Origin of the sequence: Chitinolyticbacter albus, from assembly GCF_024437655.1 — a bacterium.
GTDB classification, from domain to species: Bacteria; Pseudomonadota; Gammaproteobacteria; order Burkholderiales; family Chitinibacteraceae; genus Chitinolyticbacter; species Chitinolyticbacter albus.
Genome location: NZ_JANBVF010000018.1, coordinates 1 through 26,427 on the forward strand (window position 1 = coordinate 1; position 26,427 = coordinate 26,427).

Below are 26,427 nucleotides of genomic sequence, written 5' to 3' on the forward strand. Positions count from 1 at the left end.
CCGCCTTGTCCGGCTCGCCCCCCACCTGGCGGGTGATGATGCGCGTGATCAGCGTGCCGATCAGCACCGCCAGTACGAACCCGGCAATGATGAGGCCGATCATCACCCGCTTGATCTGCTCGACGATACGCGTCGATTCGCGGTTCACCTCATCGGCGACCTTCGTGTTGATCTCGACCAGCCCCGATGCCGCCGCCGCCAGCGATTCGAAGAGCGGCTTGGTCTGTGCTCTCACCAGATTATCGGCTTCATCCTTCTTGCCCTCCTGCAAAAGCTTCAGGACCTGGCTTGCCGAATCACGATAAGCCGGCGACGCCTTGTCGTACGCCGCCAGCAATCGCTTTTCCTCGTCAACGAGCTCGGTCTGCTTGTAAGCCGCCATCTCCTCGTCGATGGCCTTCTCCGACCCCCTGTTCTTCTCAATCTGCGAGGTGATTTCCTCGGGGGTATTGATCGCCAGACTGACGTAGATACGCCGATAGTGCTGGACCAGCTCGGTCTCGATATGACTCAGGTCGCGGATCGGCACCAGCCGGTCGGTGTACATGCTGCTCATCATCGCGTCGACCTGGCGCAATTGGTAGACGGCCACAACGCCGACCACGACGGTGACCAGGGCCACCATGAGAAAAGCAATGGTCAGTTTTGTGCCCAACCGCAGGCTCTTGAACCCATTCATCCTGTATCTCCGCTAGGTTATTCGCGACCGCCTTCCAGCTTAGAGCCTGTTTACGATCTTTTCACCGCAGCGCCGGGGGCGGGAAAGGGTCAGGCACCCGGCTTGGGACCCAAGCGATAACGGGTATTGCCAGCGAGTACGGCGCGGTGGATGGCCCTATCCGACTCGGCACCATGGGTGCGCTGTCGCGAAAAGAGCGTAAACAGGCACTTGGTAGAGCGGGGCGGACCCGCCTTGTCATCCACGCCCAAGCCCGGCACCGTGCATTACACTGGCGCCAAATTCACCGAGGAGCATCGCCATGATCATCCAGAGCCAGCACGTCGACCTTGCCACCGCGACCGGCCCCATGCGCACCTACGTGCATCGCCCGGCTGGTGATGGCCGCTATCCGGCTGTGTTGTTCTATTCGGAAATCTTCCAGCAGACCGGGCCGATCGAACGCGCGGCGCGCTTCCTGGCCGGTCATGGCTACGCCGTGCTGGTGCCGGAAATCTTCCACGAGCTCAATCCGGCGGGCACCGTGCTCGCCTACGACAATGCCGGCCGCGACAAGGGCAATGCCGACAAGGCCGCCAAATCGGTCGAGGGCTACGACAGCGACAACCGCGCCATGATCGACTGGCTGGCCAGCCAGCCCTGGTACTCGGGCCAGTTGGGTGCGATGGGTTTCTGCATCGGCGGGCATCTCGCGTTCCGCGCCGCGCTGCAACCGGAAGTGCGTGGCACCGCCTGCTTCTATGCCACCGATCTGCACACCGAGGTCATTCCCAACCAGCCCGGCCAGCACAGCATGGAACGGGCGAATGAGATCAAGGGTGAGCTCTTGATGATCTGGGGCAAGCAGGATCCGCACATCCCGGCCACCGCCCGCGCAGACGTCTATGCCCGGTTGGCCGCATTGGGGCTGACCTTCACCTGGCACGAATTCAATGGCCAGCACGCCTTCATGCGCGACGAGGGCGAGCGCTACGATGCGCAGTTGGCACGGCTCGGCTTTGAGCTCAGCTTCGATCTGTTTGCACGCACGCTGCGTTGAACGTCACCCGGCAGCGGCCACCCTGAGTCGCCGCGCCAACGCCAGGTAGCCCAGGGCGTGCGCCGTCTGCGCGGCCTCGCCCAGCGACACGGTCCGCGCGGCCCCCGCCACGGTGAGCCGGGACAGCGGCAGATAGGGCCGCACCCAGGCCAGATCGCTCCGGGTATCGGCCAGCACGGTGGCCTGACGGGCGACCAGCGTCCAATCGGCCTCGCGCAGGCCCAGCTCGATCAACCTGGCGTGATACTGCAGCCGGTTGTGGTACATGCTGTCCGCCAGCGTGTCTGCCGCCCGCGTCAACAGCACCGCGCGCTCGGCCACTGGGGAGAACGCGGCGCAGGTCGCCAGCGCCCATGGCCCCACGTAGAGGTGCAGCTGGCCGGCATCGACCGCCGAACAGGCGGCGCGTGCATGCGTCAGTGCGCCGGCCGCATCGCCCAGCTCGTATGCGGCGCGCGCGGCGGCTTCGTCGAACATCGGCAGGAAACGGCTTAGCCCCGCGCCCTCGGCGACCTGCCGCCCCTGCCGCAGGTACACGCCGGCTGCGTCGGCCTCGTCCATATCCAGCAATACCCAACCTGCCACCAGCGTGGAGAATGCCTCTGCCCGGCGGTGACCGATGCGCCGGGCAATATCGAGCGAATACAGCGCTTCTTCCAGGCAAGCGGTGACCTCGCCGAGGTAAAACAGCACCGAAGCCAACGCTGCGCGATTGGCCGCCTGTTCGGGCAGCAGGCCATAGCTGCCGCACAAGGCAAGGCAAGACTGGAACTGCGCTTGCGCGCCGGCGAAATCGCCTTGCGCATAGGCCGCATCACCCAGTCCCGAACGCGCGCGCGCCTGCAGCGCAAAGTCGCCAGCGGTGCGCGCGTATTCCAGCGCTTGCTGCTGCGCGGCCGCGCTCTCGGCTATCCGGTTGCGCGGAAAATAAGCTCGGCCACGCAACACATGCAGCCGGGCCCGCAACAGCGGTTCCGCCACCGCGCCGAGCTCCTCTTCCATCTGCGCCAGCGCCGCCAGCGCCTCGTCGAGCCGATCGAGCTGCAGCAGTGCCTCGATGCCGATCAGTCTCGCCTGCCAGGCTGGCGCACCCACCGCCTGCTCGACCGCCAGCTTGCCATGCATGATCGCAAGCGAGGGTTTGCCACGGCGCAGCTGCAATTCGGCCAGCAGCGTATACAGCACGCTGCTTTGGCGCGCATTCGCCGGCAGCGCGCGTGCCATGTCCAAGAGGCCAAGCGCACGCTCGTCGCGCAGCGTGTCGCACTCGATCCGGGCTGCCGCCAGCAATTCATCCAGCGCCCGTGGCTCGCCTCCCAGCGCCAGATGGCGCGCGCAGGCCACCGCATCGCGTTCGCGATACCAGTCGGCGAGACGCCGGTGCAGCGCGACACGCGTTGCCGCCGTCATCTGCTGGTACAACACTTCGCGCACCAATGCGCTGGAAAAGCGCCAGACTTCGCCGTACCGCACCGCAAGCAGCGGCCACGACCCGGCGGCGACGCCCCCCACCTGTTGCACCAGATCCGCCGGACAACCCTCGCCCGCAACCGCCATGACGCCCAGCGCGTAGCGTTCCGTCGGCGCAAGCCGCGCCAGTTCCGCCTGGACGGCAGCGCGTAACGACGCCGGCAAGTCGCCCTCCCCTGCTGGCTGCTGCGGCAAGAGGCAGGCCAGGAACAAGGGGTTGCCGGCGGACCGCACAATACATTGCTCCAGTTGCGGGTGCTCGGCATATCCCAGCTGGGCAGCCAGTATCCGGGCGTCGCCAGTCGAGAGCGGGGACAGATCCTGCGTCAGGCAAGGTACACACGCAGTCGCGGCGCGCGCCGCCACTTCGGCCGCCAGCGCGCCGCCATGGCGCAAGGTGGCCACCACCAGCACCGGATACGCGGCCAAGGCCGCCAGCGCACCGATAAGACTGCTCCAGAAATCTTCGCTGGCCCCGTGCGCGTCCTCGATCACCAGCAACTGCGGCCGTACGGCAGCATGCTGTTTGAAAAGGCCGATCAGCAGCTCATCGAGCAATTGCTGCACCCGCGCCGGATTCATCGCATTACGCATGCCCTGCATCAACGGCGAGAGCGCTTCACCTCGCAAGCTATGCAGCAGCGCCTGATGCTCCAGACTCCAGCCGTGGGTAGCCCGGTTCGGGCCGGCCCCGGCGAGCCGCAGCACCAGCCGCTGCGACAAGGTATCGTCGCCGCCGCGCGTCAGCCCGGCATGCAGGACATGGCAGGCGTAGCCCGTTGCCTGAGCATGACGCACACACTCGCCGGCGAGGCGGGACTTACCCACGCCGATTCCGCCACGCAACAACACCAGCGACGCTACCCCACCCGCGCCGGCTTCGATGCCAGCGCTGAGCCGCTGCCATTCAAGCGCACGCCCGACGAGGCGCGGCGACTGCGGCAACTGACTGGGCACGCAGCCGAGTACACGCCAGTCCTCGCCGCAGCACTCGAACAACAGCGTGTCACTCAATACCGCATGCACCGCAGAACTGGTCCGGATTTCGCCGGCAACCGCCACGGCGGCGTGCGGCAAGCGAGCCCCCCCGAACCCCTGGGCATCGCAGACGATATCGCCGTAATCGAGCCGGGCGCCCAGGCCCGAATGCTGCGACTGCAAATCGAGCAATACGTGCGCCGCATGAACGGGGGAGTCGCAGCCGGCGACATCGACCCCGAAAACAAAATACAGGCCGGACTCGTCCAGTGGCCGGCCGCCGGCCGCGGCCAGCTGCGCCACAAGCGCCGTCGTCGCCGGCTGGGCGAGGCGCACCAGCGGCAATGTCCGCGTCTCTGACCAGTTCGGCGGAGGCGGCGCAGCCGGCGCGACACCGCCCAGCAGTTCGGGCAAGGTGATCCCGAAGAAGCGCGCCAGATCGCTGGCTGTGCGCAGACTGACGCTGTGCCCGCCTTCGGCCCGCTTCAGCGTGGCGATCGACACGTAGAGCCTGCGCTGCACGCAGGCTTCCACCAGTTGCGATTGCGTCAGCAGCCGCTCACGCCGCAGGGCTGCGATACGCCCGGCGGGCAGGGTGATGGAACGGCCGGAGCCAGATTGGATGTCGGTCATGGCGAGGGGTGGAGACGTCGCTCTGCACGGCAACTGATCCCCAACTGATACGGCGTTGGTGAATCAGCGTATTTAACATGCTTACATGTCTTTGTCATGGATACGGGCTGATAAATCGATCGGCTCGGACGCCTCATGGGCCTGCATACCTTTCAGATCCTGGGTGTCTCCAGCCGGAAATTGCTCGGCCTGCAACAGCGATTGATCCAGTCGGGCTTCGAAGTGAACCCGACCACCACTGGCTTTCACGTTATCGCACCGCAACTGGCCGGCCATCTGTTCTACAACTCCGCCACCTACACGCTGTCGGTAGACCTGCGCGAAGTGCCCGACGGTGCCACGCCCGGCTTTCTGGTCGGTCTGTTCTACGACGAAATCAGCGCGCTGCCGGACAGCTGACCCGCGCCAACCCGATCGGCCGCGCGCGCCTCGCCAGCTGGATCACGCCCCCTTCGCGGTACGGCTCCGCCGCATTACAACCGCGTTCACGCAGCGTCCGTCGAGCAGGCAGACCACATCCTTGGCGCCAGCAACTTTTTGGCGGCGCCCCGCACCTGCCCCGCTTCCACCGCAGTGGCATGCGCCCAGCTGGTGCAGAGCAACAAAGCTGCGATCAACAGCGCTCTCATGTTGCCTCCTTGACATATAATCCGGTGTTTTGCGAACGGTTTCCGGGTCTCTTCATGCACGATCACTATCAGCCACGCGAGATCGAGCTCGCCGCCCAGACGAAATGGAACAAGGACAAGGTGTTTCAGGCCATCGAGGACGCCTCGAAGCCGAAATACTACTGCCTGTCGATGTTCCCCTATCCCAGCGGCAAGCTGCACATGGGCCACGTGCGCAACTACACGATAGGCGACGTGCTCTCGCGCTTCATGAAAATGAACGGCTACAACGTGCTGCAGCCCATGGGCTGGGACGCGTTCGGCATGCCCGCCGAGAACGCGGCGCTGAAGGGCGGCCGCGCGCCAGCCGAGTGGACCTACGCCAATATCGATTACATGAAGATCCAGCTGCAAAGCCTGGGTCTGGCCATCGACTGGGATCGTGAAGTCACCACCTGCAAGCCCGACTACTATCGCTGGGAGCAGTGGCTGTTCACCCGGCTGTTCGAAAAGGGCGTGATCTACAAGAAATCCGGCATCGTGAACTGGGATCCGGTCGACCAGACCGTGCTCGCCAACGAACAGGTGATCGACGGGCGCGGCTGGCGCTCGGGGGCACTGGTCGAGAAGCGCGAGATCCCGATGTATTACTTCGGCATCACCCAGTATGCCGACGAACTGCTCTCCGACCTCGACCAGCTCGAAGGCTGGCCCGAGCAGGTCAAGACCATGCAGCGCAACTGGATCGGCAAGAGCTTCGGCGCCGAGATCGTGTTCGACTATGACGTCGCAACCACCGGCGAGGCCGGGCAGCTCAAGGTCTACACCACCCGCCCCGATACGCTGATGGGCGCCACCTACGTGGCCGTCGCCGCCGAGCACCCGCTCGCCACCCGCGCTGCCGAGGGGAATCCGGCGCTGCAGGCGTTCATCGCCGAGTGCAAGGCCGGCTCGGTCGCCGAGGCCGACGTGGCGACGATGGAAAAGAAGGGCATGGCGACCGGCGAGTTCGTCATCCACCCGCTCACTGGCGACAAGCTGCCGGTGTGGGTCGCCAACTACGTGCTGTGGGGTTACGGCGAAGGCGCAGTGATGGCCGTGCCGGCGCACGACGAGCGCGACTTCGAGTTCGCCAACAAATACAGCCTGCCGATCAAGCAGGTCTACGCCGCCGAGGACCAAAACTTCGACGCGACCACTTGGGCCGAGTGGTACGGCGCCAAGGAAGGGCTGACCACCGTCAACAGCGGCAAGTACGACGGCCTGGATTTTTCTGGCGCGTTCGACGCCATCGTCGCCGACCTGGCCGCCAAGACCCATGGCACCCGCCGCACCCAGTACCGTCTGCGCGACTGGGGCATCTCGCGCCAGCGCTACTGGGGCTGCCCGATCCCCATCATCCACTGCCAAAGCTGCGGCGACGTGCCGGTGCCGGCCGACCAGCTGCCGGTGAAGCTGCCGGAAAACGTGGTGCCGGACGGCCGTGGCAATCCACTGGCGCGGATGCCCGAGTTCCATGAGACCACCTGCCCCAAGTGCGGCGGCGCGGCCCGCCGCGAAACCGACACGATGGATACCTTCGTCGAATCGAGCTGGTACTTCGCCCGCTACGCCTCGCCGCAGTTCGAAGGCGGCATGGTCGACAAGGCGGCGGCCGACTACTGGCTGGGCAATGGCGGTGTCGACCAATACATCGGCGGCATAGAGCATGCGATCCTGCACCTGTTGTACGCGCGCTTCTTCCACAAGCTGATGCGCGACGAGGGCCTGGTCTCTGGCGACGAGCCGTTCAAGAACCTGCTGACGCAAGGCATGGTGGTCGCGGAAACCTTCTACCGCGACGCCGGCGACGGTCACAAGGACTGGATCAACCCAGCCGATGTCGACGTGCAGCGCGACGACAAGGGCCGCACCACCGGCGCCGTGCTGAAGGCCGATGGCCAGCCGGTGATCGTCGGCGGCACCGAGAAGATGTCCAAGTCCAAGAATAACGGCGTCGACCCGCAGGAGCTGATCGAGCACTACGGTGCCGACACCGCGCGCCTCTTTATGATGTTCGCGGCGCCGCCCGAGCAGGGTCTGGAATGGTCCGATGCCGGCGTCCAGGGCGCGTTCCGCTTCCTCAACAAGCTGTGGCGCACCGTGCACGAGCAAGTGTCAGCCGGCGTCGTCGCCAAGTATGAAGGTGGCGAGTTGTCCGCCGAGTTGAAGGGCCTGCGCTTCGCACTGCACAGCGCGATTGCCAAGATCAGCGACGACTACGGCCGCCGCAAGCAGTTCAACACCGCCATCGCCGCGGTGATGGAGTTGCTCAACACCTACGGCAAGGCCAAGACCGACTCCGACGCCAGCCGCGCCGTGGCGCAGGAAGTGCTCGAAGCCGCAGTGCTGCTGCTCTCGCCCATCGTGCCGCACGCCTGCGAAGCACTGTGGTCCAGCCTGCGCCCGGGCACCGAGCTCCTTGCCCAGCCGTGGCCCAAGGCCGACGCCGCCGCGCTGGTGCAGGACGAGATCGAACTCGTGGTACAAGTGAACGGCAAGCTGCGCGCGCAGATCAAGGTGGCCAAGGATGCCAGCCGCGAAGCGATCGAAGCGGCGGCGCTCGCCGACGAGAACGTGCAGAAATTCGTCGAAGGCACGCCGAAGAAGGTGATCGTCGTGCCCGGTCGTCTCGTCAACATCGTCGCCTGAAGCGAAGACCATCCATGCGCCTGCTGACCATCGTCGCCCTTGCCTTCTTCCTCGCTGCCTGCGGCTTTCACTTGCGTGGGCAGGGGCCAGGCGGGCAGTTCCCATACAGCACCGCGTACGTGAACGGCTCGGGCCCGGTGGCGGCACAGTTGCGGCAGAACCTGCAGCTGCTGGGCAATGTCAGCCTGGTTGCTGCCGCCCGTAGCGGCGTCGCTCAGGTCGATGTGAGCAACGAGCGCACCGACCGCAAGGTCGGCGCGCTCAACAGCGACGGCCGGGTCTCCGAGTACCGCATGTTCTATGTGCTGACCTATCGCATCATCGCGCCTGGTGGCGAGGAGTTGGCCGGCAACAGCGAGCTGCGGATGTTCCGTGACTACACCTACGACGAGAACAACGCGCTCGGTAACGAGGCGCAGGAACAGATCCTGATCCGCGACATGCATCAGGCCGCCGCGCAACAGATCCTGCGGCGGACTGCCGCGCTGGCGCGACAGGCGGCAAGCACGCAGCCTACCCCGGTTCCCACGCCGCAGCCCGGGCTGCTGGATGCGCGCTGAAGACCTGCCACGCCAGCTCGCACGCGGGTTGGCGCCGCTCTATACCCTCCACGGCGACGAGGCCTTTCTCGCCATCGAGGCGGCGCAGGTGCTGCGCGATGCCGCGCGCGCAGCCGGCTACGGCGAGCGCGAAGTGCTCACGGTGGAGGCCGGCTTTTCCTGGTCGCAGCTGGGAATGATCGCCAACTCGTTCTCGCTGTTCGCCGAGCAAAAGCTGGTTGAGCTGCGCATTCCCACCGGCAAGCCCGGCGTCGAAGGCGCCAAGGTCATCGAGGCCTATGCCGCGAACCTGCCGCCCGACACCATCACGCTGGTGCAATTACCCAAGCTCGATCGCACCGCGCAGAACGGCAAGTGGTTCCAGGCGCTGGCCAATGCCGGTGAGGTGGTCGAAGCCAAGCCCGTCGAGCGTGCCCAGCTACCGGGCTGGGTCGCCCAGCGCCTGGCGGCGCAAGGTCAACGCATGAGCAGCGAAGCGCTCGATTTCCTCGCCGACCGGGTCGAAGGCAACCTGTTTGCCGCACACCAGGAAGTGCTCAAGCTCGGCCTGCTGCACCCGGCAGGCGAATTGACACTGGACGACGTGCAGCACGCCGTTGCCAATGTGGCGCGTTTCGATGTATTCCAGCTTGGCCATGCGCTGTTGGCGGGCGACGCCGAGCGCTTCGTGCGCATGCTGCAAGGCCTCAAGGCCGAGGGCGAGGCGCCGCACCTGATCCTCTGGGCCATGGCCGAGGAAATCCGTAGCCTGACCCGGATCGGCCAGGGCCGCAGCCGGGGCATACCCATGGCGCAGTTGCTGAAGGAAAACCGCGTCTGGGGTGAGAAGCAGCGCCTCGTCGACGGCGCGCTCTCGCGCGTGAATGCCGGCCGGCTGCGCGCCGCGCAGGCGCTGGCCACACGCATCGACCAGTTGAACAAGGGCATAGGCCAGGGTGAGGTGTGGGACGAGCTGCTGCAACTCGGGCTCATGCTAATGGGCCAGCCGGTCATCCGCAGCAAATAACCATCGCCGTCCAAGGACGGCACTGAGGAAATGTAGAACCCCGCCATGAAAGAACAGATCCTCGTCAATATCACCCCGCAGGAAACCCGCGTCGCCACTGTAGAAGACGGCGTGGTGCAGGATATCCATATCGAGCGCGCCAGCCAGCGCGGGCTGGTGGGCAACATCTACCTCGGCGTGGTCAAGCGCGTGCTGCCGGGCATGCAGAGCGCCTTTATCGAGATCGGGCTGGAACGCGCGGCCTTTTTGCATATCGCCGACGTGATCGAGCAGCGCCAGCACCCGAACGAGGTGCAGCGTATCGAGAAGATCGTGCACGAAGGCCAGCCGTTGCTGGTGCAGGTGGTCAAGGATCCGATCGGCACCAAGGGCGCTCGCCTCTCCACCCAGATCAGCATCGCCGGGCGCTTTTTGGTGTTTCTGCCGCAGGAACACCATATCGGCGTGTCACAACGCATCGAGAGCGGCGAGGAGCGCGAGCACCTGCGCGAGCGGCTGGAAAAACTGCTCACGCAAGACCATCACGGCTACATCATCCGCACCAGCGCCGATCATGCCACCGATGCCGAGTTGCGCGCCGACGTCGATTATCTCGACCTGATCTGGAGCGATATCCGCCAGAAGTCGCAGAAGCTGCCGGCCAAATCGCTGCTGTTCCAGGATCTGTCGCTGCAGCTCAGGGTGCTGCGCGATATGGTGGGCGAAGCCACCGACGATGTGCAGGTCGATTCGCGTGAGAACTTCCAGCGCATGACCGAATTTGCTGCCGCCTTCGTGCCGGACGTGCTGCCGCGTATCCAGCATTACGCCGGCGAGCGACCGCTGCTCGAGCTTTACGGGGTCGAGGCCGAGATCGAGCGCGCACTCAGTCGCCGGGTGAATCTCAAGTTCGGCGGCTACCTGATCATCGATCAGACCGAGGCAATGACCACCATCGACGTGAACACCGGCGGCTTCGTCGGCACGCGCAACTTCGACGACACCATCTTCAAGACCAATCTCGAAGCGACCCACGTGATCGCGCGCCAGCTGCGGCTGCGCAACCTGGGCGGCATCATCATCGTCGACTTCATCGACATGGATAACGACGAACATCAGCGCGCGGTGCTCGACGAATTGCAGAAGGCGCTGTCGCGCGACCGCACCAAGGTCACGGTGTCCGATTTCACCAGCCTCGGGCTCGTCGAAATCACCCGCAAGCGCACCCGCGAATCGCTGGCCCACGTGCTGTGCCAGCCCTGCCCCACCTGTCAGGGCCGCGGCGAGATCAAGACCGCCGAGACCATCTGCTACGACATCCTGCGCGAGATCATGCGCGAGGCGCGGCAGTTCAACGCCCGCGAGTACCGTATCCTCGCCTCGCAGAACGTGATCGACATGTTCCTCGATGAGGAATCGGCGAGCCTGGCGATGCTAGCCGACTTCATCGGCAAACCCATCTATCTGCAGGTGGAAACGGCGTATACGCAGGAACAGTTCGACGTGGTGCTGGTGTAACGGGCGCCTAGGTGCCTGTGCCGCTGGTTTCGCGACCGAGCACAGGCCCTAGCCCCCACCGCCCGCGCGCTTTAACATCCAGCCCATCGCGCCCATTCCGAGCCGGCCCATGATCCAGTTCCAGCAAGTCAGCAAGCGCTATCCCGGCGGTTTCGATGCCGTGAAGAACCTTAGCTTCGAGATCCAGACCGGGGAGCTGGTGTTCCTCGCCGGCCATTCGGGTGCGGGCAAGTCGACGCTACTCAAGCTGATCGCCGGCATCGAGAAGCCCTCGAGCGGCGCCGTGCTGGTGAACAACCAGAACGTGTCCCGGCTGGGCCGCAAGGCGCTGCCTTATGTGCGGCGCCATCTCGGCTTGATCTTCCAGGATCACAAGATCCTGTACGACCGCAGCGTGTACGACAACGTGCGCCTGCCACTCGATATCGTCGGCTTTGACGGTCGCGAGGTGAAGCGGCGGGTGCTCGCAGCGCTCGACAAGGTGGGCCTGTCCGGCAAGGAAAAGCTCAACCCGGTGGCGCTATCGGGCGGCGAGCAGCAACGGCTGTGCATCGCCCGCGCCGTAGTGCACCGGCCGGCCATCCTGCTCGCCGATGAGCCGACGGCCAATCTGGACCGCGACTACGCGCACGATATCCTGGAGCTGTTCAAATCCTTCCACCAGGTGGGCGTCACCTTGGTGATCTCGGCGCACGACGAAACGCTGATGGCCGATTACGGCCGCCGCATCCTGCGCCTGAAGCACGGCGAATTCACCGCGTGAGGCCGCAATGAAACACTGGATACGCCTGAATGCGCTAGCACTGCAGCGCACCGTCGCCGCCATGGTCCGTCACCCGCTCAACCACGGCCTCAACCTGCTGGTGATCGCCATCGCCGCGGCCTTCCCCTTCGGCTTCTACCTGCTGCTGAGCAGCGTGGCCGCCGTGACGGCCCAGCTGCCGGTTGAGCCGCAAATATCGGTCTTCCTCAAGCCTGCCGCCGGAAGCGCCGAAATCGGCGGCATCAAGGAGCTGCTGGCGCAGGACGAACGGGTAGCAAATGCCCGCTTCGTCGCCAAGGATGAAGCGCTCAAGGACCTGCAAGCCAAGGTCGGCAGCGACGACCTGCTGGCAGGGCTGACCGAGAATCCGCTGCCCGATGCCTTTCTCGTCACCACCCGCAGCGACGCCAGCGCTGCAGCACTGGATGCGCTGAAAACCGAACTCGCGGGTCGGCCCGGCGTCGACGAAGTACAACTCGATTCGGCCTGGGCCCAGCGGCTGGAGCGCCTGTTGGCGCTCGGGCGCGGCCTCTTGGAAGTGATCGTGGTGTTGCTGGCGGTGGCACTGGCGCTGATTACCGGCAACGCTATCCGCATGCAGATCCTGACCCGGCGCGATGAAATCGAGGTCGCCAAACTGATCGGCGCCACCGATGCCTTCATCCGCCGGCCGTTCATGTACGCCGCAGCGGTACAGGGGCTGATCGGCGGCCTGCTCGCCTGCGGCATCGTCGTGACGGCGCTGTACTGGCTCAACCCGGCCGTCACCGAACTCGCCAGTGCCTATGGTCAGCGCTTTGCACTGCACCTGCCCGGGCCACTGGAAATCGGCGCCGTCTGCCTCGTGACCACGCTGCTCAATCTCGTCGGCGCCTGGCTGGCCGTGTGGCGCCACCTGCGCCGCTTCTTCTGAAGCCGACGGCAAGGTGAATATGGGCAGTCCGGGCTATCGGCCCGATAGCGATAATTGCGCTACACAGGGCCGCGCAATCGGACTAAAATCAGTTCGAGTTAGTCCTATTAAAAACCGAACGGCAGCGTGAACTTTCCGAACGGCTTAGCACTCGAACCGTCCGAGTGCTAACATCGTTCCGGAACGTGCTACCGTTCAGGTTCAGGTCAAGGAGATACGTATGAGCTACAGTCTCACCCTTCCCGTCATCTCGGGCGGCAACAGCATTGAATCGTACATTCAACGCGTCAATGCCATTCCCATGCTGACCCAGGAAGAAGAGACCAGTCTGGCCACCCGCCTGCGTCGCGACAACGATCTCGAGGCGGCTGGCCGTCTGGTGATGTCGCATCTGCGCGTGGTCGTGTCCATCGCCCGCAGTTATGCCGGTTACGGCCTGCCGCAGGCCGATCTGATCCAGGAAGGCAATATCGGCTTGATGAAGGCGGTGAAACGCTTCGACGGTGATCGTGGCGTGCGGCTGTTCTCTTTCGCTGTGCACTGGATCAAGGCCGAAATCCACGAATACATCCTGCGCAACTGGCGCCTGGTGCGCGTGGCCACCACCAAGGCGCAGCGCAAGCTGTTCTTCAATCTGCGTTCGATGAAATCCAGCCTGTCCGCGCTGACCCACAAGGAGGCGCAAGAGATCGCCGACGATCTGGGCGTGAAGCGCGAGGAAGTGCTGGAGATGGAGCTGCGCATGAGCGGCCAGGACATCGCGCTGATGGCGGACGACGGTGATGACGACAGCTATGCGCCGATCGACTGGCTGGCCGATCACGACAACGAGCCGCTGGCGACGCTGGATCGCCGCGCCTACGATCGCCTGCAGTCCGAAGGCATCGTCGAGGCGCTCGATACGCTGGACGCGCGCAGCCGCCGTATCGTCGAGGCACGCTGGCTGGCCGATGAGGGCGAAGGCAAGACGCTGCACGACCTTGCCGCCGAGTTCAATGTTTCGGCCGAGCGCATCCGCCAGATCGAATCGAAGGCGCTGCAGAAAATGAAGCAGGCGCTGGTTCCGGCCTGAGCGCCCGTTTACGTTTCGTTCACGGCAGCGTCGTATCACTCGCAAAAGCCCGCACGCAGCGGGCTTTTTGTTGTCCGTCCGCGCCGTTCATCCCGCAATCGGCGCCGATAAGGCTACGTTGTTCAAGAAATGGGCTGGGACGCCGATAAAGCTGGGTAATCAACGTACTAACCCAACCATGCGCCTATTCACGCCACGCCAGCTCGGCCCCATCAGCCCCTATAGCGGCACCGATACCGCGTCGTCTCCCGCTCCGCAGCCGGAACGTCAGGAAGCGGTGCCGCCCGCCGCTGCGCCGGCCTGGGATGGCAACGAGCGCCGTAGCGGTGTTGATCGGCGCCAGCAGGGTAGGCGCCAGGCGCAACAGGGCACGCTGCTCGATACCCGTTGCGGGGGAGACCGGCGCCAGCAAGGTCGGCGCGCCAGCGATGCCTCGCCTTGGAGCCGGTTGAAAATCTGAGTTTCAGCCCAGTACCGCCAGCAAGGGCAGCAGTACCGACGCGCCCAGCTGCCGGCTGCGCTCGCCATTCCAGCCCACTTCGGGTCGCGGCCGGTTGGCGGTGTCCTTGAACGGCATTTCGATGGTGAAGGCGAGACAATCGAAGGCATCGCCCACCCAATTGGTCGCCAGCGTCAGCTGCTCCGGGCCGAACTGGTGATCCCCGTAGCCATGCTCCACCTGGAAATCCGGGCTGGCCGCGAGCCAGGCCGCCTTGAATGCATCCTGCAAGGCACGCTGCCTGGGCGAGAATGACGGATTGCCTTCGCAACCGGCGACGAAGTTGTGCGGGATGGACTCGTCGCCGTGCGCATCGAGAAAGGCATCGACGCCAATACGCTGCATCGCCTGGCGCACCAAGAGCACTTCGGGGCTGCGCTCCGGCGTGGGCGCCGCCCACTCCCGATTCAAATTGGCGCCGGCGGCGTTGGTGCGCAGATTGCCGCGCACGCTGCCATCCGGATTCATATTCGGCACGATGTAAAACACCGCTCGCTCGAGCAACGCGCGCGCCGGCGCATGCTCCGGATCAAGCAGCGCCTCGATCAGCCCCTCGGCAAACCATTCGGCCATGCTCTCGCCCGGATGCTGGCGCGCGATCACCCAGATATTGCGCTTGCCCTCGCCGGGCGTGCCTATGGTCAATAGGTCGAGGTCGCGCCCGTCCAGCGTTGCGCCCAGCCGGGTAAGCCGGCACAGGTCTGCGCCCTGCGCGCGACCCAACAGCGCCTGATGCCGCTCCCAGGTATACGGCTCGAAGTAGGCATACCAGACGGTATCGGCTTGCGGCACATGCTCGAACACCAGTTGCTCCTGCTCGATCCGGGTCGGCACGGTGAACCAGCGTTGCCGGTCATGGCTTGCCCGCACCGCGTAGCTCTCCCAGCCGCCGATGTACGCCGTGTCTTCAATGTTCTCGATCACATAACGGCAAGGCAGGCCGCGTACGCCGCTGGCGCGAAAATGGAACCACTGCTTGAAATCGGCGGCATTGTCCGGGCGCAGCGCAAGCCGGATATCGGCCGCATCGCCGGCATCGAGCACCGTGATGGCGCCGGAATCGAACTGGCTGGAAATCACGACCATGGCTTGCTCCAGGAAGGCTACAACCCGAGCACCTTGCCCGGATTCATCAGATTGTCCGGATCGAGCGCGCGCTTGATCGTGCGCATCAGATCGAGCTCGACCTCGGAGCGATAGTGTGTCAGCTCGTCGCGCTTGAGTACGCCGATGCCGTGCTCGGCCGACAGCGTGCCGGCGAGCTCGGCCACCAGCGCATAGACGGCGGCGTTGATCGCCGGTTCGTGTGCATACACACCCTTGCCGCGGTCGGCGAGGAACACGTTGTAGTGCAGGTTGCCATCGCCCACGTGGCCGAAGGCGACGATGTCCGCATCGGCAAACAGGGCCTTCAGTTCGACCTCGGCGCGCGCCAGAAACTCGGGAATGCGCGAGATCGGCACGCCAATGTCGTGCTTGATCGATACGCCGCGCCGGCGCTGCGCCTCGGGAATACCTTCGCGCAGCAACCAGAACGCGCGCGCGTCGCCCTCGGTCTGCGCGATCAGCGCGTCGTCAAAGCCCTGGGCGACCAGCGCCTCCATCAGCCGCTCCAGCAGTGCTTCGCTCTCGCCGGCGTCCGACAGTTCCAGCAACACGCTCCAGTCGGGCAGCGCGGTATAGGGGTGCGGCAACTCCGGGCAATGTTCGTCCAGCAGTTCCCAGCAACGTCGTGAGATCAGCTCGAACGAGGTGACGCGATCGCCTACCTCGTCCTGCAGTCCGCGCAGCAGCTTCACGGCGGCGGCCGGATCAGCGACGGTGACGAGGGCCGTCGCCGTCGCCGACGGCAGCGGGTGCAGCCGGAATACCGCCTGCGTGATCAACCCCAGCGTGCCCTCGGCGCCGATGAACAGCTGCTTGAGGTCATAACCGGTATTGTCCTTGCGCAAGCCGCGCAGGCCACTCCAGACGCGGCTGTCGGGCAGCACCACTTCCAGCCCCAAGGTGAGCTCGCGCATATTGCCGTAGTGCAGCACGTTCACGCCGCCCGCGTTGGTGCCCAACCCGCCGCCGACCCTGGCCGACGCGGCCGCGCCCCATTCCGCCGCGAACAGGCGGCCAGCCGCACGCGCGGCGGCCTGGACTCCGGCGATGGTCACGCCGGCCTCGGCGGTGATGGTGTTGTTGGCGGCATCGACCTCGACGATGCGGTTCATCCGCTCCAGCGACACGATAAGCTGGTGACCCGATTCGTCCGGTGTCGCCGCGCCGCACAGGCTGGTATTGCCGCCCTGCGGCACGATGGCGATGCCATGCTCGCCGCACAGCCGCACCAGCGCCGAGACTTCTTCGGTGCTGCGCGGTCGGGCCACCGCCAGCGCCACGCCCTGCCAGCGCCGGCGCTGATCGAGCGTATAACCGGCGGTGTCGTCGCCCAAGAGCACGCCGCCTTCGCCCAGCAACGCCTGTAATGTGTTCAGAAAATCCATGGTCGTATCTCGCGCCGGCGCGGCTCAGGCCAGGCGGTCGGCATGCAATTGCACAGTAGTGTGGCGCTTACAGCCAGAAATCATTGCGGGCGACGTGATGCGCCAGCACGCGCTGGAAATGGCCGGGGTCCTTGGCGAAGGTCATTTCGCCGGCGGCTGGGCGATGGAAATCGAGCAGGCGCGACGTCCAGAAGCGGATGGCAGCTGCGCGCAGCATGATGGGCCAACCGGCATTTTCCTCGACCGTGAATGGCCGCACCGCCTGATAGGCGGCAAGCAGCGCGCGCGCGCGCGCCGCGTCGATATCGCCATCGGGCAGCACGCACCAGTCATTCAGCGTGATCGCCACGTCGTACAACAGCACATCGTTGCAGGCGTAGTAGAAATCGATGAAGCCACCGACCGCGTCGCCGTTCATCAACGCATTATCACGGAACAGATCGGCGTGGATCACGCCCAGCGGCAGATGATCGAAGCGATGGCGCGACTGCACCGCCAATTGCTCGCGCAGCAGCTGCGCATCCTGCGGCGCCATGAACTGGTACACGTGCGCGGCGGTGTCCATCCACCATTGCGGCCCACGCGGGTTGACCATGCGCCCTGGATAGCTGGCGCCGGCACGATGCATCTGCGCCAGCATTTCACCGACCTGGGCGCACTGCGCCACGTTCGGGTTATCGACCACCGCACCGGGCAGGCAGGTCACCAACAGCGTGGGCTTACCGTTGAGGGTGTCGATGTACGCATCGTTGAGATTGGCGATCGGCGCCGCCACTGCAATGCCGTGGTGCGCGAGGTGCGCGAGCAAGTTCACATAGAACGGCAGCTCGGCGGCCGCCAGCGTCTCGAACAGCGTCAGCACGTAGCGGCCGTGCGTGGTGGTCACGAAGTAATTGGTGTTGGTGACCCCCGCGGCAATACCCTTCAGGTCGACCAGCGTGCCGATTGAATAGCGCGCCAGGAACGGCTTCAGGTCATCGGCGCAGACGGTGGTAAAGACGGACATGGCGGCAGGCTGTGGGGAACGGAGGCCGCCAGTTTACGCAAGCCACGCGTCGCTGACGATGGCGACGCGTCGATGCGGCGGATTTGCCGCTGCGCCCGGTACGCTCACCATTCGAACAGTACCCAGCGCGGCACGGCGATATTGGCGCCACCGGTATCCATGCGATCGAAGCGGCCATCACCCTCGCGATCGATCAGGTAGTACGGCGGGCCGATCTTGGGCGTGACCTTCATCATGTAGAGCTTGCCGTGCATGCGGTATTCGGCGATCGTGGCATCGTCCTTCTCGATGATGCGCACGTCCGGCTCGTCGATGACGGCACCGTCGGTACCTTCCGGTGGCATCGGCGGCGGCGGCGGGTCTTCGGCCGCCTGCACCAGCGGCGGCAGCGACGCGGACAACAGCAAGGCAAGAACCAGGGAACGGAACATCGGTTTTCCTTCGTTCAAAGGCTGAATTGCATTTCGCGCTCGGCCGCGCTCATTTCGAAGCCACGCGTTTCGTAGAAGTCGAAGATGGCCTCGACGATGGCACGTGGCTCGTCGATCATCTTGATCAGGTCCATGTCGCCCGGCGAAATCATCTTCTCGTCGACCAGCGTGGTGCCTATCCATTGCATCAGTCCGGTCCAGAATTCACGGCCCACCAGAATCACCGGGATCTTGCGCGTCTTGCCGGTCTGGATCAGCGTCAGCGCCTCTGACAATTCGTCCAGCGTACCGAAGCCGCCCGGCATCACCACGTAGGCGCTGGCGTGCTTGACGAACATCACCTTGCGCGCAAAGAAGTGGCGGAACGATTGCGAAATATCCTGGTAGGGATTGCCGCTCTGTTCGTGCGGCAGCTGGATATTAAGCCCGACGCTGGGGCTCTTGCCGTAATAGGCGCCCTTGTTGGCCGCTTCCATGATGCCGGGGCCGCCGCCGGAGATCACCGAGAAGCCGGCGTCTGACAGCAGCCGGGCAATCTCTTCGGTGAGCTTATAATACGCGTGGTCGCGCGGGGTTCGCGCCGAGCCGAAGATCGACACCGCAGGCTGGATTTCCTGCAGTCGTTCGGTGGCCTCGACGAATTCCGACATGATCTCGAACACCCGCCAGGCTTCGCGCGCACGGAATCCGTGCTTGTCCGCATTGACCGAGGGGTCGACGAATTCGGGGAGTTTGTCTTTCAGGCTCATCGGTATGCTCCCTATTTCTTACAATTGAGTATAGCAGGCGGCTTCGTGCCCGCTCTTCGCTGTTGCCCATCCGGCGCCGCGATAGCGACCGCCAGCCCCGCCCCAGGTCCGCATTCATGCCCACTTTGCTGTTGATCGACGGCTCGTCCTACCTGTATCGCGCCTTCCACGCCATCCGCGAGCTTTCCGCGCCCGACGGCACGCCGACCAATGCGTTGTATGGCTTCGTGAACATGTTGAAGCGCCTGCAAAAGACCACGCCGGCCGACTATATCGCCTGCGTGTTCGACGCCAAGGGTAAGACCTTCCGTGACGATCTCTACGCCGAGTACAAGGCCAACCGTCCGCCGATGCCGGACGAGTTGCGCGTGCAGGTCGAACCCATCCACACCGCAGTGCGTGCCTTCGGCATCCCGCTATTGTGCGTGAGCGGGGTCGAAGCCGACGACGTGATCGGCACGCTGGCCGTCGCCGCCAGCCGGCAGGGCATCACCACCATCATTTCCACTGGCGACAAGGATATGTCGCAACTGGTCGATGCGCATGTACGTATCGAGAACTCGATGACCGAGGAGGTGCTGGACGAGGCCGGCGTGAAGGAGAAGTTCGGCGTGCGGCCCGACCAGATCGTCGATTACCTCGCACTGATCGGCGATACCGTCGACAACGTGCCGGGCGTGCCCAAGTGCGGCCCCAAGACCGCCGTGAAGTGGCTGGACCAGTACGGCAGCCTGGCGGCCGTCATGGCGAACGCCGCTGAGATCAAGGGCGTGGTCGGCGACAACCTGCGCGCCACGCTGCCCTGGCTGCCGATGGCGCAACAGCTCGTCACCATCAAGCAGAATGTCGACCTGCGCGCCGAATTGCCGGGCGGCCTGCCGGAGCTAGCCACCGCACCCGTGGACTGGGCCACGCTGTTGGCGATGTTCCGCCGCTACAATTTCCGCACCTGGATACGCGAGGCGGAGCAGCAACTGGGCGATGCCGCCGCATCGGCCGCATCGGCCGCACCGGCGCCGGTTCCGACCCCGGCGTTGGGTGAATGCGGCGAGCTCGATTTCGGCGAAGTCACCGGCGGCGCGCCCGCCCAGGCCGAGCCCGCCGCAGTGGGTGCATCCGGCGATATCGACATTCCGCAGGTTGCCGAACGGCGCTATGAAGCGATCCTCACCGAGGCCCAGCTCGACGCTTGGCTCGCCAAGCTGAATACCGCCACAGTCACCGCGCTCGATAGCGAAACCACCAGCCTCGACCCGATGCAGGCACGCATCGTCGGCATGTCGTTCTCGGTCACGGCTGGCGAGGCGGCCTACCTGCCGCTGGCACATCGCGGCACCGAGGCACCGGAGCAGTTGCCGCTCGACGCGACCCTCGCCCGGCTCAAGCCCTGGCTGGAGTCAAACGAGCACAAAAAACTCGGCCAGAACCTCAAGTATGACCAGCATGTGTTCGCCAACCACGGCATCGTGCTCGCCGGCGTGGTCGACGACACGCTGTTGATGAGCTACGTGCTCGCCAGCCACGAGCGCCACAACATGGACGATCAGGCCGCGCGCGAGCTGGGCGAAACCACGATCAAGTACGAGGAAGTCGCGGGCAAGGGCGCCAAGCAGATCGGCTTTGACGAGGTCGGCGTCGATACCGCCACCGCCTATGCCGCCGAGGACGCCGACATCACGCTGCGCCTGGCTCAGGTGCTGACGCAAAAGCTGGCGCGCGCACCGCGCCTTGACACGCTCTATCGCGACATCGAGCTGCCGGTGCGCGACGTGTTGTTCAAGATGGAACGCCACGGCGTGCTGCTCGACGGGAAAAAGCTCGCCCAGCAAAGCCACGATCTTGGTCTGCGACTGATCGAGCTGGAAAAGCAGGCGCACCAGCTCGCCGGCCGCCCGTTCAACCTCGGCTCGCCCAAGCAGATTGGCGAGATCTTCTTCGACGAGCTCAAGCTGCCGGTGGTGAAGAAAACGCCCAAGGGCGCGCCCTCCACCGACGAGGATGTGCTCACCGAGCTCGCCAAGGATTTCCCGCTGCCCAAGGTGCTGCTGGAGCACCGCTCGCTGTCCAAGCTCAAGTCCACCTACACCGACAAGCTGGCATCGATGACCAACCCGGTCACCCGCCGCGTGCATACCAGCTTCAACCAGACCGTGGCGGTGACCGGGCGGCTCTCCAGCACCGATCCCAACCTGCAGAACATCCCTATCCGCACGCCGGAAGGCCGCCGCGTGCGCGAAGCCTTTATCGCCCCGCCCGGCCACAAGCTGATCTCCGCCGATTATTCGCAGATCGAGCTGCGCATCATGGCGCATCTGTCGGAGGACGACGCGCTGCTCAAGGCCTTCGCCGAAGGCCAGGACATCCACCGCGCCACCGCCGCCGAAGTCTTCGGCGTGCCGCTGGATGAGGTGAGCAGCGAGCAGCGCCGCTACGCCAAGACCATCAACTTCGGCCTGATCTACGGCATGAGCGCCTTTGGCCTTGCCACCCAGCTCGAGATCGAGCGCAGCGCCGCGGCGAGCTATATCGAGCGCTACTTCGGCCGCTTCCCTGGCGTGGCGCAGTACATGGAGCGCACCCGCAGCCAGGCGCGCGAAGAGGGCTATGTGGAAACGGTGTTCGGCCGCCGGCTGTGGCTGCCCGAGATCAAATCGGCCAATCCCGCCCGCCGCGCCGGCGCCGAACGCGCCGCGATCAACGCGCCAATGCAAGGCACCGCCGCCGACCTGATCAAGCTGGCCATGCTGGCCGTGGACGCCTGGATCAGTGAATCGGGCATCGCCAGCCGGCTAATCCTGCAGGTGCATGACGAACTGATCCTGGAAGTGCCGGAGACGGAAGTGGAACTGGTGAAGCTGGAGCTGCCCAGGCAGATGGCGAACGTGGCGCAGCTCAAGGTGCCACTATTGGCGGAAGTGGGAGTGGGGATGAATTGGGATGAGGCGCATTGAGCCCGGCGCTACAGCTCGCATTCAGTTAACTTGCTTTTCCTGAAATTTGGAGTCAGCATTAGGTGCTTTATCAGGGGATGCGAATGTTGGCAAAGTTAGCGCTATCGATGATGTTGCTCTTTACCATCGCGGCCGGGGCGCATGCGGAGGTTTTTAAGTGCAAAAACTCATCAGGGGCAATTGTCTATCAGGATGCTCCGTGCCCATCTGACTCATCCTCCAAACGAATAACCGGGCAAGATTGGACTGGCGGAACGGCCTCTTTCCGACCATATGTTCGAGCTGAGCGCAGGGCTTCTGCCGCTCGATGGCAAGAGCAAATGCTTGCTGGTCGGTCTGGCAGCTCCGTAAGTTCTTTAGGCACAGACGATGCCGAGCGCATCCGTGAGTGCAACTCGTTGTCAGCCTATAAGCGCTCGATCCAAAGCCATCAGCGCATCAACCCAAATCAGAATTTTCGTGATGAAAATACTTGGGTTGTAAAGCGCATACAGACGCTGAATTGCCCTACTACGTAGTTTATTGTGCCTTTGAGTCGAGGTCATGCGGCTGCTTCGGCGGGGTAGGCGACTCGTTTGAAGTTGTCTGGCGCTGCCAGAGTGACGAGCCCACTCAGATTCGTTTGATATCTAGCCGCTCTGCCACCAACCCAGGTAGATATTGCAGGGCAGCCAAGCGGCGCACACCGGGCGCGGTGGTGTAGCACTCGCCCTCAGCTGGACGGCCGAAGCCGCATCGGCGGCAGGCAACGCTGGCGTTGTAAGCAACAACAGTGCCATAGTCAGCCTGGCGATCAGGCAGCGCATCGCGGCCACCCCTCGCTTGCGGCAGATGGCAACGGGACGCGACACGCCGCTCCAGGTTGACCTTAGAGGCTTAATCCATGCGCCCGCTGCTTTGCTCCATCCTGCTCGCCTGCCTGGCCTGTGTGCCGTCGCGTGCCGATACCACGCTCAGCACGAGCTACCGCAATTGCATGGAGCAAGCGCGTGGGGTCACCGCCCGCGTGCTCGACTGCATGAACAGGGAATACGCGCAGCAGGATCAACGCGTGAGCGCGGCCTATCAGGTCCTGCTGGCGCAGCAGGGCAGGCCGCGCAAGGTACAACTGCACGATGCGCAGCAAGCGTGGCTCAAATTCCGCCAGGCCAATTGCAACTACTACGCAGATCCGAATGGTGGCAACCTGGCGAGGGTGATAGCCAGCGATTGTCTACTCACCGTCACCGCCGCCCGCGTCGCCGAGCTCGAAGGGCTGCTGCAATAGCGGAACATGTTATCGCGATGGCGCTACGGTTCCCTTGCTGCCCTGGACTCGAAGCTGCCCCGCTCGATCGCCAGCAGGTCGCCCCGGGAGATACCGAGATCAAGCAACTCGCGCGCGCCCATTCCCGCCAATTCCGCCAGTTCGCAGCGCAGGCGCCGCCGCGCGAGGTAGGCAGACCAGCGGGAACGCAACCATTTCGTGCATGCTTGCATGGTGGTTTCCCCAGAGTTCAAACATGGGAAAATATTAGACGCCACCACCCCCAATACCGAATGGGCATTTATTGGAAACGGGGCGCAAAAACGGTCAAATCATCGAAAGATCCGGAGCCTTACCGTGAATTCATCGCCCGAGCTCGATAACAAGGACTGGAAGATCCTCGAAGCGCTGCAACAGGACGCCAGGCAGAGCCTGTCCGCGCTGGGCAAGCGCATTGGTCTGTCGCAGCCGGCGGTGAGCGAGCGCATCCGCAAGCTGGAGGACGCCGGCGTCATCGAGGGTTATGGCGCGCGACTCAACCTGCAAAAGCTGGGCTACGGCCTGCAGGCGCTGATCCGGTTGCGGGCACGGCACGACGAGATCGCGGCCTTCATTGATACCTGCGCCACCATGCCCGAGGTGCTGGAGATGTACCGCATTACCGGCGAAGACTGCTTCAGCCTGCGCTGCGCCATCGCCCGACCGCAGGAGCTGGAACGGGTGATCGACCTGCTTAGCCGCTACGGCGCGGTGACGACGTCGATCGTGCTGTCCAAGCCACTCGACAAACCCGTGGGGCGTATCCCGGCGCAGCCGGGCCGCTAATGCCATCGCGCTTCCACCTGCAATGGTGCCGGGCCTGGCCACATCGCCCGCCATGACTTACGCAACACAAACCCGGAGCGGATTTTTCATGACAGCCCGGTTGCGATATCGTCACGCGCATCGCAGCTAACCCGTCTGGAAACCGGCATGCACATCGTCATTGGTCTGATCACCGCCATCGCGGGCCTGGTCTGGGCGCTGCATTCGCTGCAACGCGCTGGGCTCGACCTTAACGCATTCAATCCCTTTACCTGGCTGCACCGTCGGCAGTGGGCAAGAAAACAGGCCGCCCACCTCGGGCTCACGGTCAAGGAAGCCAAGGACATTGCTGCGCTGGCGCTGCTGCACACCGCCCGGCTCAAGGGTGAACTGACCCGCGAGACCAAGGCAGAACTGCTCGGCATCTACCAGAACACCTTCAAGACCGACGAGCGCGAAGCGCGCGACCTGTTCGACGCCAGCGCCTTCAAGCTGCGCGACGACCAGTTCCACCGGCACAGCCAGGCCTTCGCGCAGGCGCAATGGAAAACGCTGGATCAGGCGCAAGCGCAACAGATACTCGGCCAGATCGAACGCGTCGCGCAGCTGGAAGGCCCTGCCACCGCGCCCCAGCAGGCGTGGATCACCCAGCTGACCGCGAAACCTGCGACCGCCCCGCAATCGGGCTGGTAGGCACGTGGCCAGCGGCGCCGCTTATTTCAGCGTGCGCAATGCCACTTGCACGTTGGCGACGCCGTTGGATACGGAGATATCGCCTTCCTGCACGGTGACGTGCAATTGCATCGTGCGCTCGGCCAGGGTGCCGAGCTCGGCCAGCGTATCGGTGTCGAGGCTATACACGCGTAGATTGTCATGGCGCGCCGCCTGGCTGGCGATGCCCTGCCACCACACCTCGGCGCCACGGTTGCCATAGGCGTAGATGATGGCCTCGCTACCGGTATTGGCCGCCTTCTTCAGCCGCTTCTCGTCGGGCTGACCCAGATCGATCCACAGCTCGACCTCACCCACCAGATTGCGCCGCCACAGCGCCGGCTCATCCTCGTCGCTGATGCCGCGACCGAACTCCAGCCCTTCGCTGGCATTGAGCGCATACGCCAACAGCCGCAGCATCATGCGCTCGTCAGTTTCGGAGGGATGCTGCGCCACGGTGAGCGCATGCGAGCCGTAGTAGCCGCGATCCATATCGGCAACGTTGAGATCGGCTTTGAAGATGATGGATTTGAGGGCCATGGGGAAAGGTGCTCTAGGTATGAAGATGCTGTCGGCCTGCCAACGGCTGCCTCACAACAGTTTTTGGCGACGGCATGCTTCTACCAGATGACCGAACTGCTTGCCAGAAAAGTAGTAGACGAAGCCGATAGTCCGCCCATCTTTCAGCGTGAATGCCAGCTCCTGCTGATGCGCCTGGTTTGAGCTCCTGATGCTCAGGCGGGTCGCGGTCACGTCGCCCCAGCGAACCTCACCATTACGGCGTGAATGAAAGCCGGTCTCGGTGAGCATCACTTCATCGCGAGCGAACAGCCACGACACGGAGCCCCCTGCGACCATGGCCACGATTGCTGCCATGACGACAATCCAGATCGCCTCTTCCTCGAACTCAACCATGAGGATCCCGGCACCAAACAGGATGGCTATCATCACACCAAGTGACGAAATCGCGGCTTTCCAGCTACCCAGCATGGCCAGCACCAGTCGCTCAGGTATCGCCGCACTGAATTCTGCCGGGGCTTGCCGCCACAGCAAACGGGGCTTGGCCAGCGCTGCCTTCAGCGCATCCACGTCGCATGGCGGGTGCACCGTGTAATCGAACGAGCCTCGCGTGGTTTCCAGCCGTAACCGCTGGCTGGCCCCAGGCTGCGCTTCGCGGCTGGCCAAGTCGTGTTCGCTGAGCCACCACACGCGGACCCGCTGGATCTCGCTCAGCGGCAGAAAGCCCAGAACACGGCTACGCACCCCATCGGCAGCAAAGGTCATGCGTGCATGGCTGGCCCAAACGTTGAGCTGGCCCAACAAGGCGATCCAGACCAGCAGCGCAATCATGCAGGCGACAATGAACTTCAGCAGTTGCCAACTGGAGTCCATGGGTCCGGCAACCTCCCAGGCCCATGGCAAGGCCGCAAACGGCAGCAACAGCGCCAGCAGCATGGTTGCGGCATGCAGGGCACGGCGGTGATCGACAACGGTCAGGATCAGCATCGCCCGCATGCTACCAGCAAGCTGCTGCCATGAATGTGGCCGATACGCGCAGCGGACTTGCCATACCCAGATCATTCCCGCCGATCAAGCCATACCGGGAAGCCGGCTGGTATAAACCCGCCG

General features: G+C 64.3%; 25 protein-coding genes. 15 read left to right on the forward strand and 10 right to left on the reverse strand.

Features of this window, described 5'->3' with window-relative positions; all coding sequences use genetic code 11:
• On the reverse strand, positions 1 to 679 hold a 679-nt coding region (locus NLI84_RS12315), incomplete at its 3' end, for an MCP four helix bundle domain-containing protein (protein WP_255990574.1).
• Between the two features lie 301 nt (positions 680 to 980).
• Between NLI84_RS12315 and NLI84_RS12320 the strand changes: the two genes are divergently transcribed.
• Positions 981 to 1,718, forward strand: a complete 738-nt coding sequence (locus tag NLI84_RS12320) for a dienelactone hydrolase family protein (protein WP_255990575.1) — start codon at positions 981 to 983, stop codon at positions 1,716 to 1,718.
• Positions 1,719 to 1,721: 3 nt separating this feature from the next.
• Here the strand turns inward: NLI84_RS12320 and NLI84_RS12325 are convergent, their stop codons facing one another.
• Positions 1,722 to 4,799 (reverse strand): AAA family ATPase, encoded by a 3,078-nt coding sequence (locus NLI84_RS12325; protein WP_255990579.1) that lies wholly within the window; start codon positions 4,797 to 4,799, stop codon positions 1,722 to 1,724.
• A gap of 135 nt (positions 4,800 to 4,934) precedes the next feature.
• Between NLI84_RS12325 and NLI84_RS12330 the strand changes: the two genes are divergently transcribed.
• The 9 genes from NLI84_RS12330 to NLI84_RS12370 all read left to right on the forward strand — a co-directional run bounded on the left by NLI84_RS12330 (position 4,935) and on the right by NLI84_RS12370 (position 14,369).
• Positions 4,935 to 5,198: a hypothetical protein gene (locus tag NLI84_RS12330; protein ID WP_255990581.1), complete on the forward strand. Its 264-nt coding sequence runs from the start codon at positions 4,935 to 4,937 to the stop codon at positions 5,196 to 5,198.
• A gap of 284 nt (positions 5,199 to 5,482) precedes the next feature.
• Entirely contained in the window at positions 5,483 to 8,098 is a 2,616-nt protein-coding gene (gene leuS, locus NLI84_RS12335; protein ID WP_255990582.1) for a leucine--tRNA ligase, read from the forward strand.
• A gap of 14 nt (positions 8,099 to 8,112) precedes the next feature.
• Entirely contained in the window at positions 8,113 to 8,658 is a 546-nt protein-coding gene (locus tag NLI84_RS12340) for an LPS-assembly lipoprotein LptE (protein ID WP_255990583.1), read from the forward strand.
• Entirely contained in the window at positions 8,648 to 9,664 is a 1,017-nt protein-coding gene (holA, locus tag NLI84_RS12345) for a DNA polymerase III subunit delta (protein ID WP_255990585.1), read from the forward strand. The genes NLI84_RS12340 and holA overlap by 11 nt, the downstream gene beginning before the upstream one ends.
• A 45-nt stretch (positions 9,665 to 9,709) precedes the next feature.
• Entirely contained in the window at positions 9,710 to 11,161 is a 1,452-nt protein-coding gene (gene rng, locus NLI84_RS12350; protein WP_255990590.1) for a ribonuclease G, read from the forward strand.
• Positions 11,162 to 11,270: 109 nt separating this feature from the next.
• Positions 11,271 to 11,924: a cell division ATP-binding protein FtsE gene (gene ftsE / locus NLI84_RS12355; protein WP_255990591.1), complete on the forward strand. Its 654-nt coding sequence runs from the start codon at positions 11,271 to 11,273 to the stop codon at positions 11,922 to 11,924.
• A gap of 7 nt (positions 11,925 to 11,931) precedes the next feature.
• Positions 11,932 to 12,837 carry a permease-like cell division protein FtsX gene (gene ftsX, locus NLI84_RS12360; protein WP_255990592.1) on the forward strand — a complete coding sequence of 302 codons (906 nt, stop codon included), beginning with the start codon at positions 11,932 to 11,934 and terminating at the stop codon, positions 12,835 to 12,837.
• 220 nt (positions 12,838 to 13,057) lie between these two features.
• On the forward strand, positions 13,058 to 13,909 hold the full coding sequence (gene rpoH / locus NLI84_RS12365) for an RNA polymerase sigma factor RpoH (protein WP_255990593.1): 852 nt from the start codon (positions 13,058 to 13,060) through the stop codon (positions 13,907 to 13,909).
• A 178-nt stretch (positions 13,910 to 14,087) separates the two neighbouring features.
• Positions 14,088 to 14,369, forward strand: coding sequence for a hypothetical protein (locus NLI84_RS12370; protein WP_255990594.1), 282 nt, complete (start codon positions 14,088 to 14,090; stop codon positions 14,367 to 14,369).
• Positions 14,370 to 14,372: 3 nt separating this feature from the next.
• Here the strand turns inward: NLI84_RS12370 and NLI84_RS12375 are convergent, their stop codons facing one another.
• The 5 genes from NLI84_RS12375 to NLI84_RS12395 form a co-directional block, all read right to left on the reverse strand.
• The gene (locus NLI84_RS12375; RefSeq protein WP_255990595.1) at positions 14,373 to 15,494 is read right to left on the reverse strand and encodes a M14 family metallopeptidase; all 1,122 of its coding nucleotides are present in this window, start codon (positions 15,492 to 15,494) and stop codon (positions 14,373 to 14,375) included.
• A 17-nt stretch (positions 15,495 to 15,511) separates the two neighbouring features.
• Positions 15,512 to 16,900, reverse strand: a complete 1,389-nt coding sequence (locus tag NLI84_RS12380; protein ID WP_255990597.1) for an FAD-binding oxidoreductase — start codon at positions 16,898 to 16,900, stop codon at positions 15,512 to 15,514.
• A gap of 67 nt (positions 16,901 to 16,967) precedes the next feature.
• On the reverse strand, positions 16,968 to 17,906 hold the full coding sequence (locus NLI84_RS12385; RefSeq protein ID WP_255990599.1) for a homoserine kinase: 939 nt from the start codon (positions 17,904 to 17,906) through the stop codon (positions 16,968 to 16,970).
• A 104-nt stretch (positions 17,907 to 18,010) separates the two neighbouring features.
• Positions 18,011 to 18,337, reverse strand: a complete 327-nt coding sequence (locus NLI84_RS12390) for a DUF2782 domain-containing protein (protein ID WP_255990601.1) — start codon at positions 18,335 to 18,337, stop codon at positions 18,011 to 18,013.
• 14 nt (positions 18,338 to 18,351) lie between these two features.
• Positions 18,352 to 19,086 (reverse strand): LOG family protein, encoded by a 735-nt coding sequence (locus NLI84_RS12395; protein ID WP_255990602.1) that lies wholly within the window; start codon positions 19,084 to 19,086, stop codon positions 18,352 to 18,354.
• A 116-nt stretch (positions 19,087 to 19,202) separates the two neighbouring features.
• Here NLI84_RS12395 and polA point away from each other — a divergent pair, with 116 nt between their 5' ends.
• From polA to NLI84_RS12405, 3 genes are all read left to right on the forward strand, one after another.
• On the forward strand, positions 19,203 to 22,037 hold the full coding sequence (polA, locus tag NLI84_RS12400) for a DNA polymerase I (RefSeq protein ID WP_255990604.1): 2,835 nt from the start codon (positions 19,203 to 19,205) through the stop codon (positions 22,035 to 22,037).
• 110 nt (positions 22,038 to 22,147) lie between these two features.
• Complete coding sequence (locus NLI84_RS19255) at positions 22,148 to 22,555, forward strand: DUF4124 domain-containing protein (RefSeq protein ID WP_373316954.1); 408 nt, start codon at positions 22,148 to 22,150, stop codon at positions 22,553 to 22,555.
• Between the two features lie 365 nt (positions 22,556 to 22,920).
• Positions 22,921 to 23,304, forward strand: a complete 384-nt coding sequence (locus NLI84_RS12405; protein ID WP_255990606.1) for a lysozyme inhibitor LprI family protein — start codon at positions 22,921 to 22,923, stop codon at positions 23,302 to 23,304.
• A 23-nt stretch (positions 23,305 to 23,327) separates the two neighbouring features.
• On the opposite strand, the gene NLI84_RS12410 is transcribed toward NLI84_RS12405, so the two are convergent.
• Positions 23,328 to 23,516, reverse strand: coding sequence for a YjiS-like domain-containing protein (locus NLI84_RS12410; RefSeq protein WP_255990611.1), 189 nt, complete (start codon positions 23,514 to 23,516; stop codon positions 23,328 to 23,330).
• Positions 23,517 to 23,640: 124 nt separating this feature from the next.
• Between NLI84_RS12410 and NLI84_RS12415 the strand changes: the two genes are divergently transcribed.
• Together NLI84_RS12415 and NLI84_RS12420 are read left to right on the forward strand one after the other, a co-directional pair.
• Entirely contained in the window at positions 23,641 to 24,108 is a 468-nt protein-coding gene (locus tag NLI84_RS12415) for an Lrp/AsnC family transcriptional regulator (protein ID WP_255990614.1), read from the forward strand.
• Between the two features lie 147 nt (positions 24,109 to 24,255).
• Positions 24,256 to 24,780 (forward strand): hypothetical protein, encoded by a 525-nt coding sequence (locus tag NLI84_RS12420; protein WP_255990616.1) that lies wholly within the window; start codon positions 24,256 to 24,258, stop codon positions 24,778 to 24,780.
• 21 nt (positions 24,781 to 24,801) lie between these two features.
• Here NLI84_RS12420 and NLI84_RS12425 read toward each other — a convergent pair whose 3' ends face one another.
• The gene (locus tag NLI84_RS12425) at positions 24,802 to 25,338 is read right to left on the reverse strand and encodes a YaeQ family protein (protein ID WP_255990618.1); all 537 of its coding nucleotides are present in this window, start codon (positions 25,336 to 25,338) and stop codon (positions 24,802 to 24,804) included.
• Between the two features lie 51 nt (positions 25,339 to 25,389).
• Entirely contained in the window at positions 25,390 to 26,304 is a 915-nt protein-coding gene (locus tag NLI84_RS12430) for a hypothetical protein (protein ID WP_255990619.1), read from the reverse strand.
• Between the last annotated feature and the right edge of the window lie 123 nt (positions 26,305 to 26,427).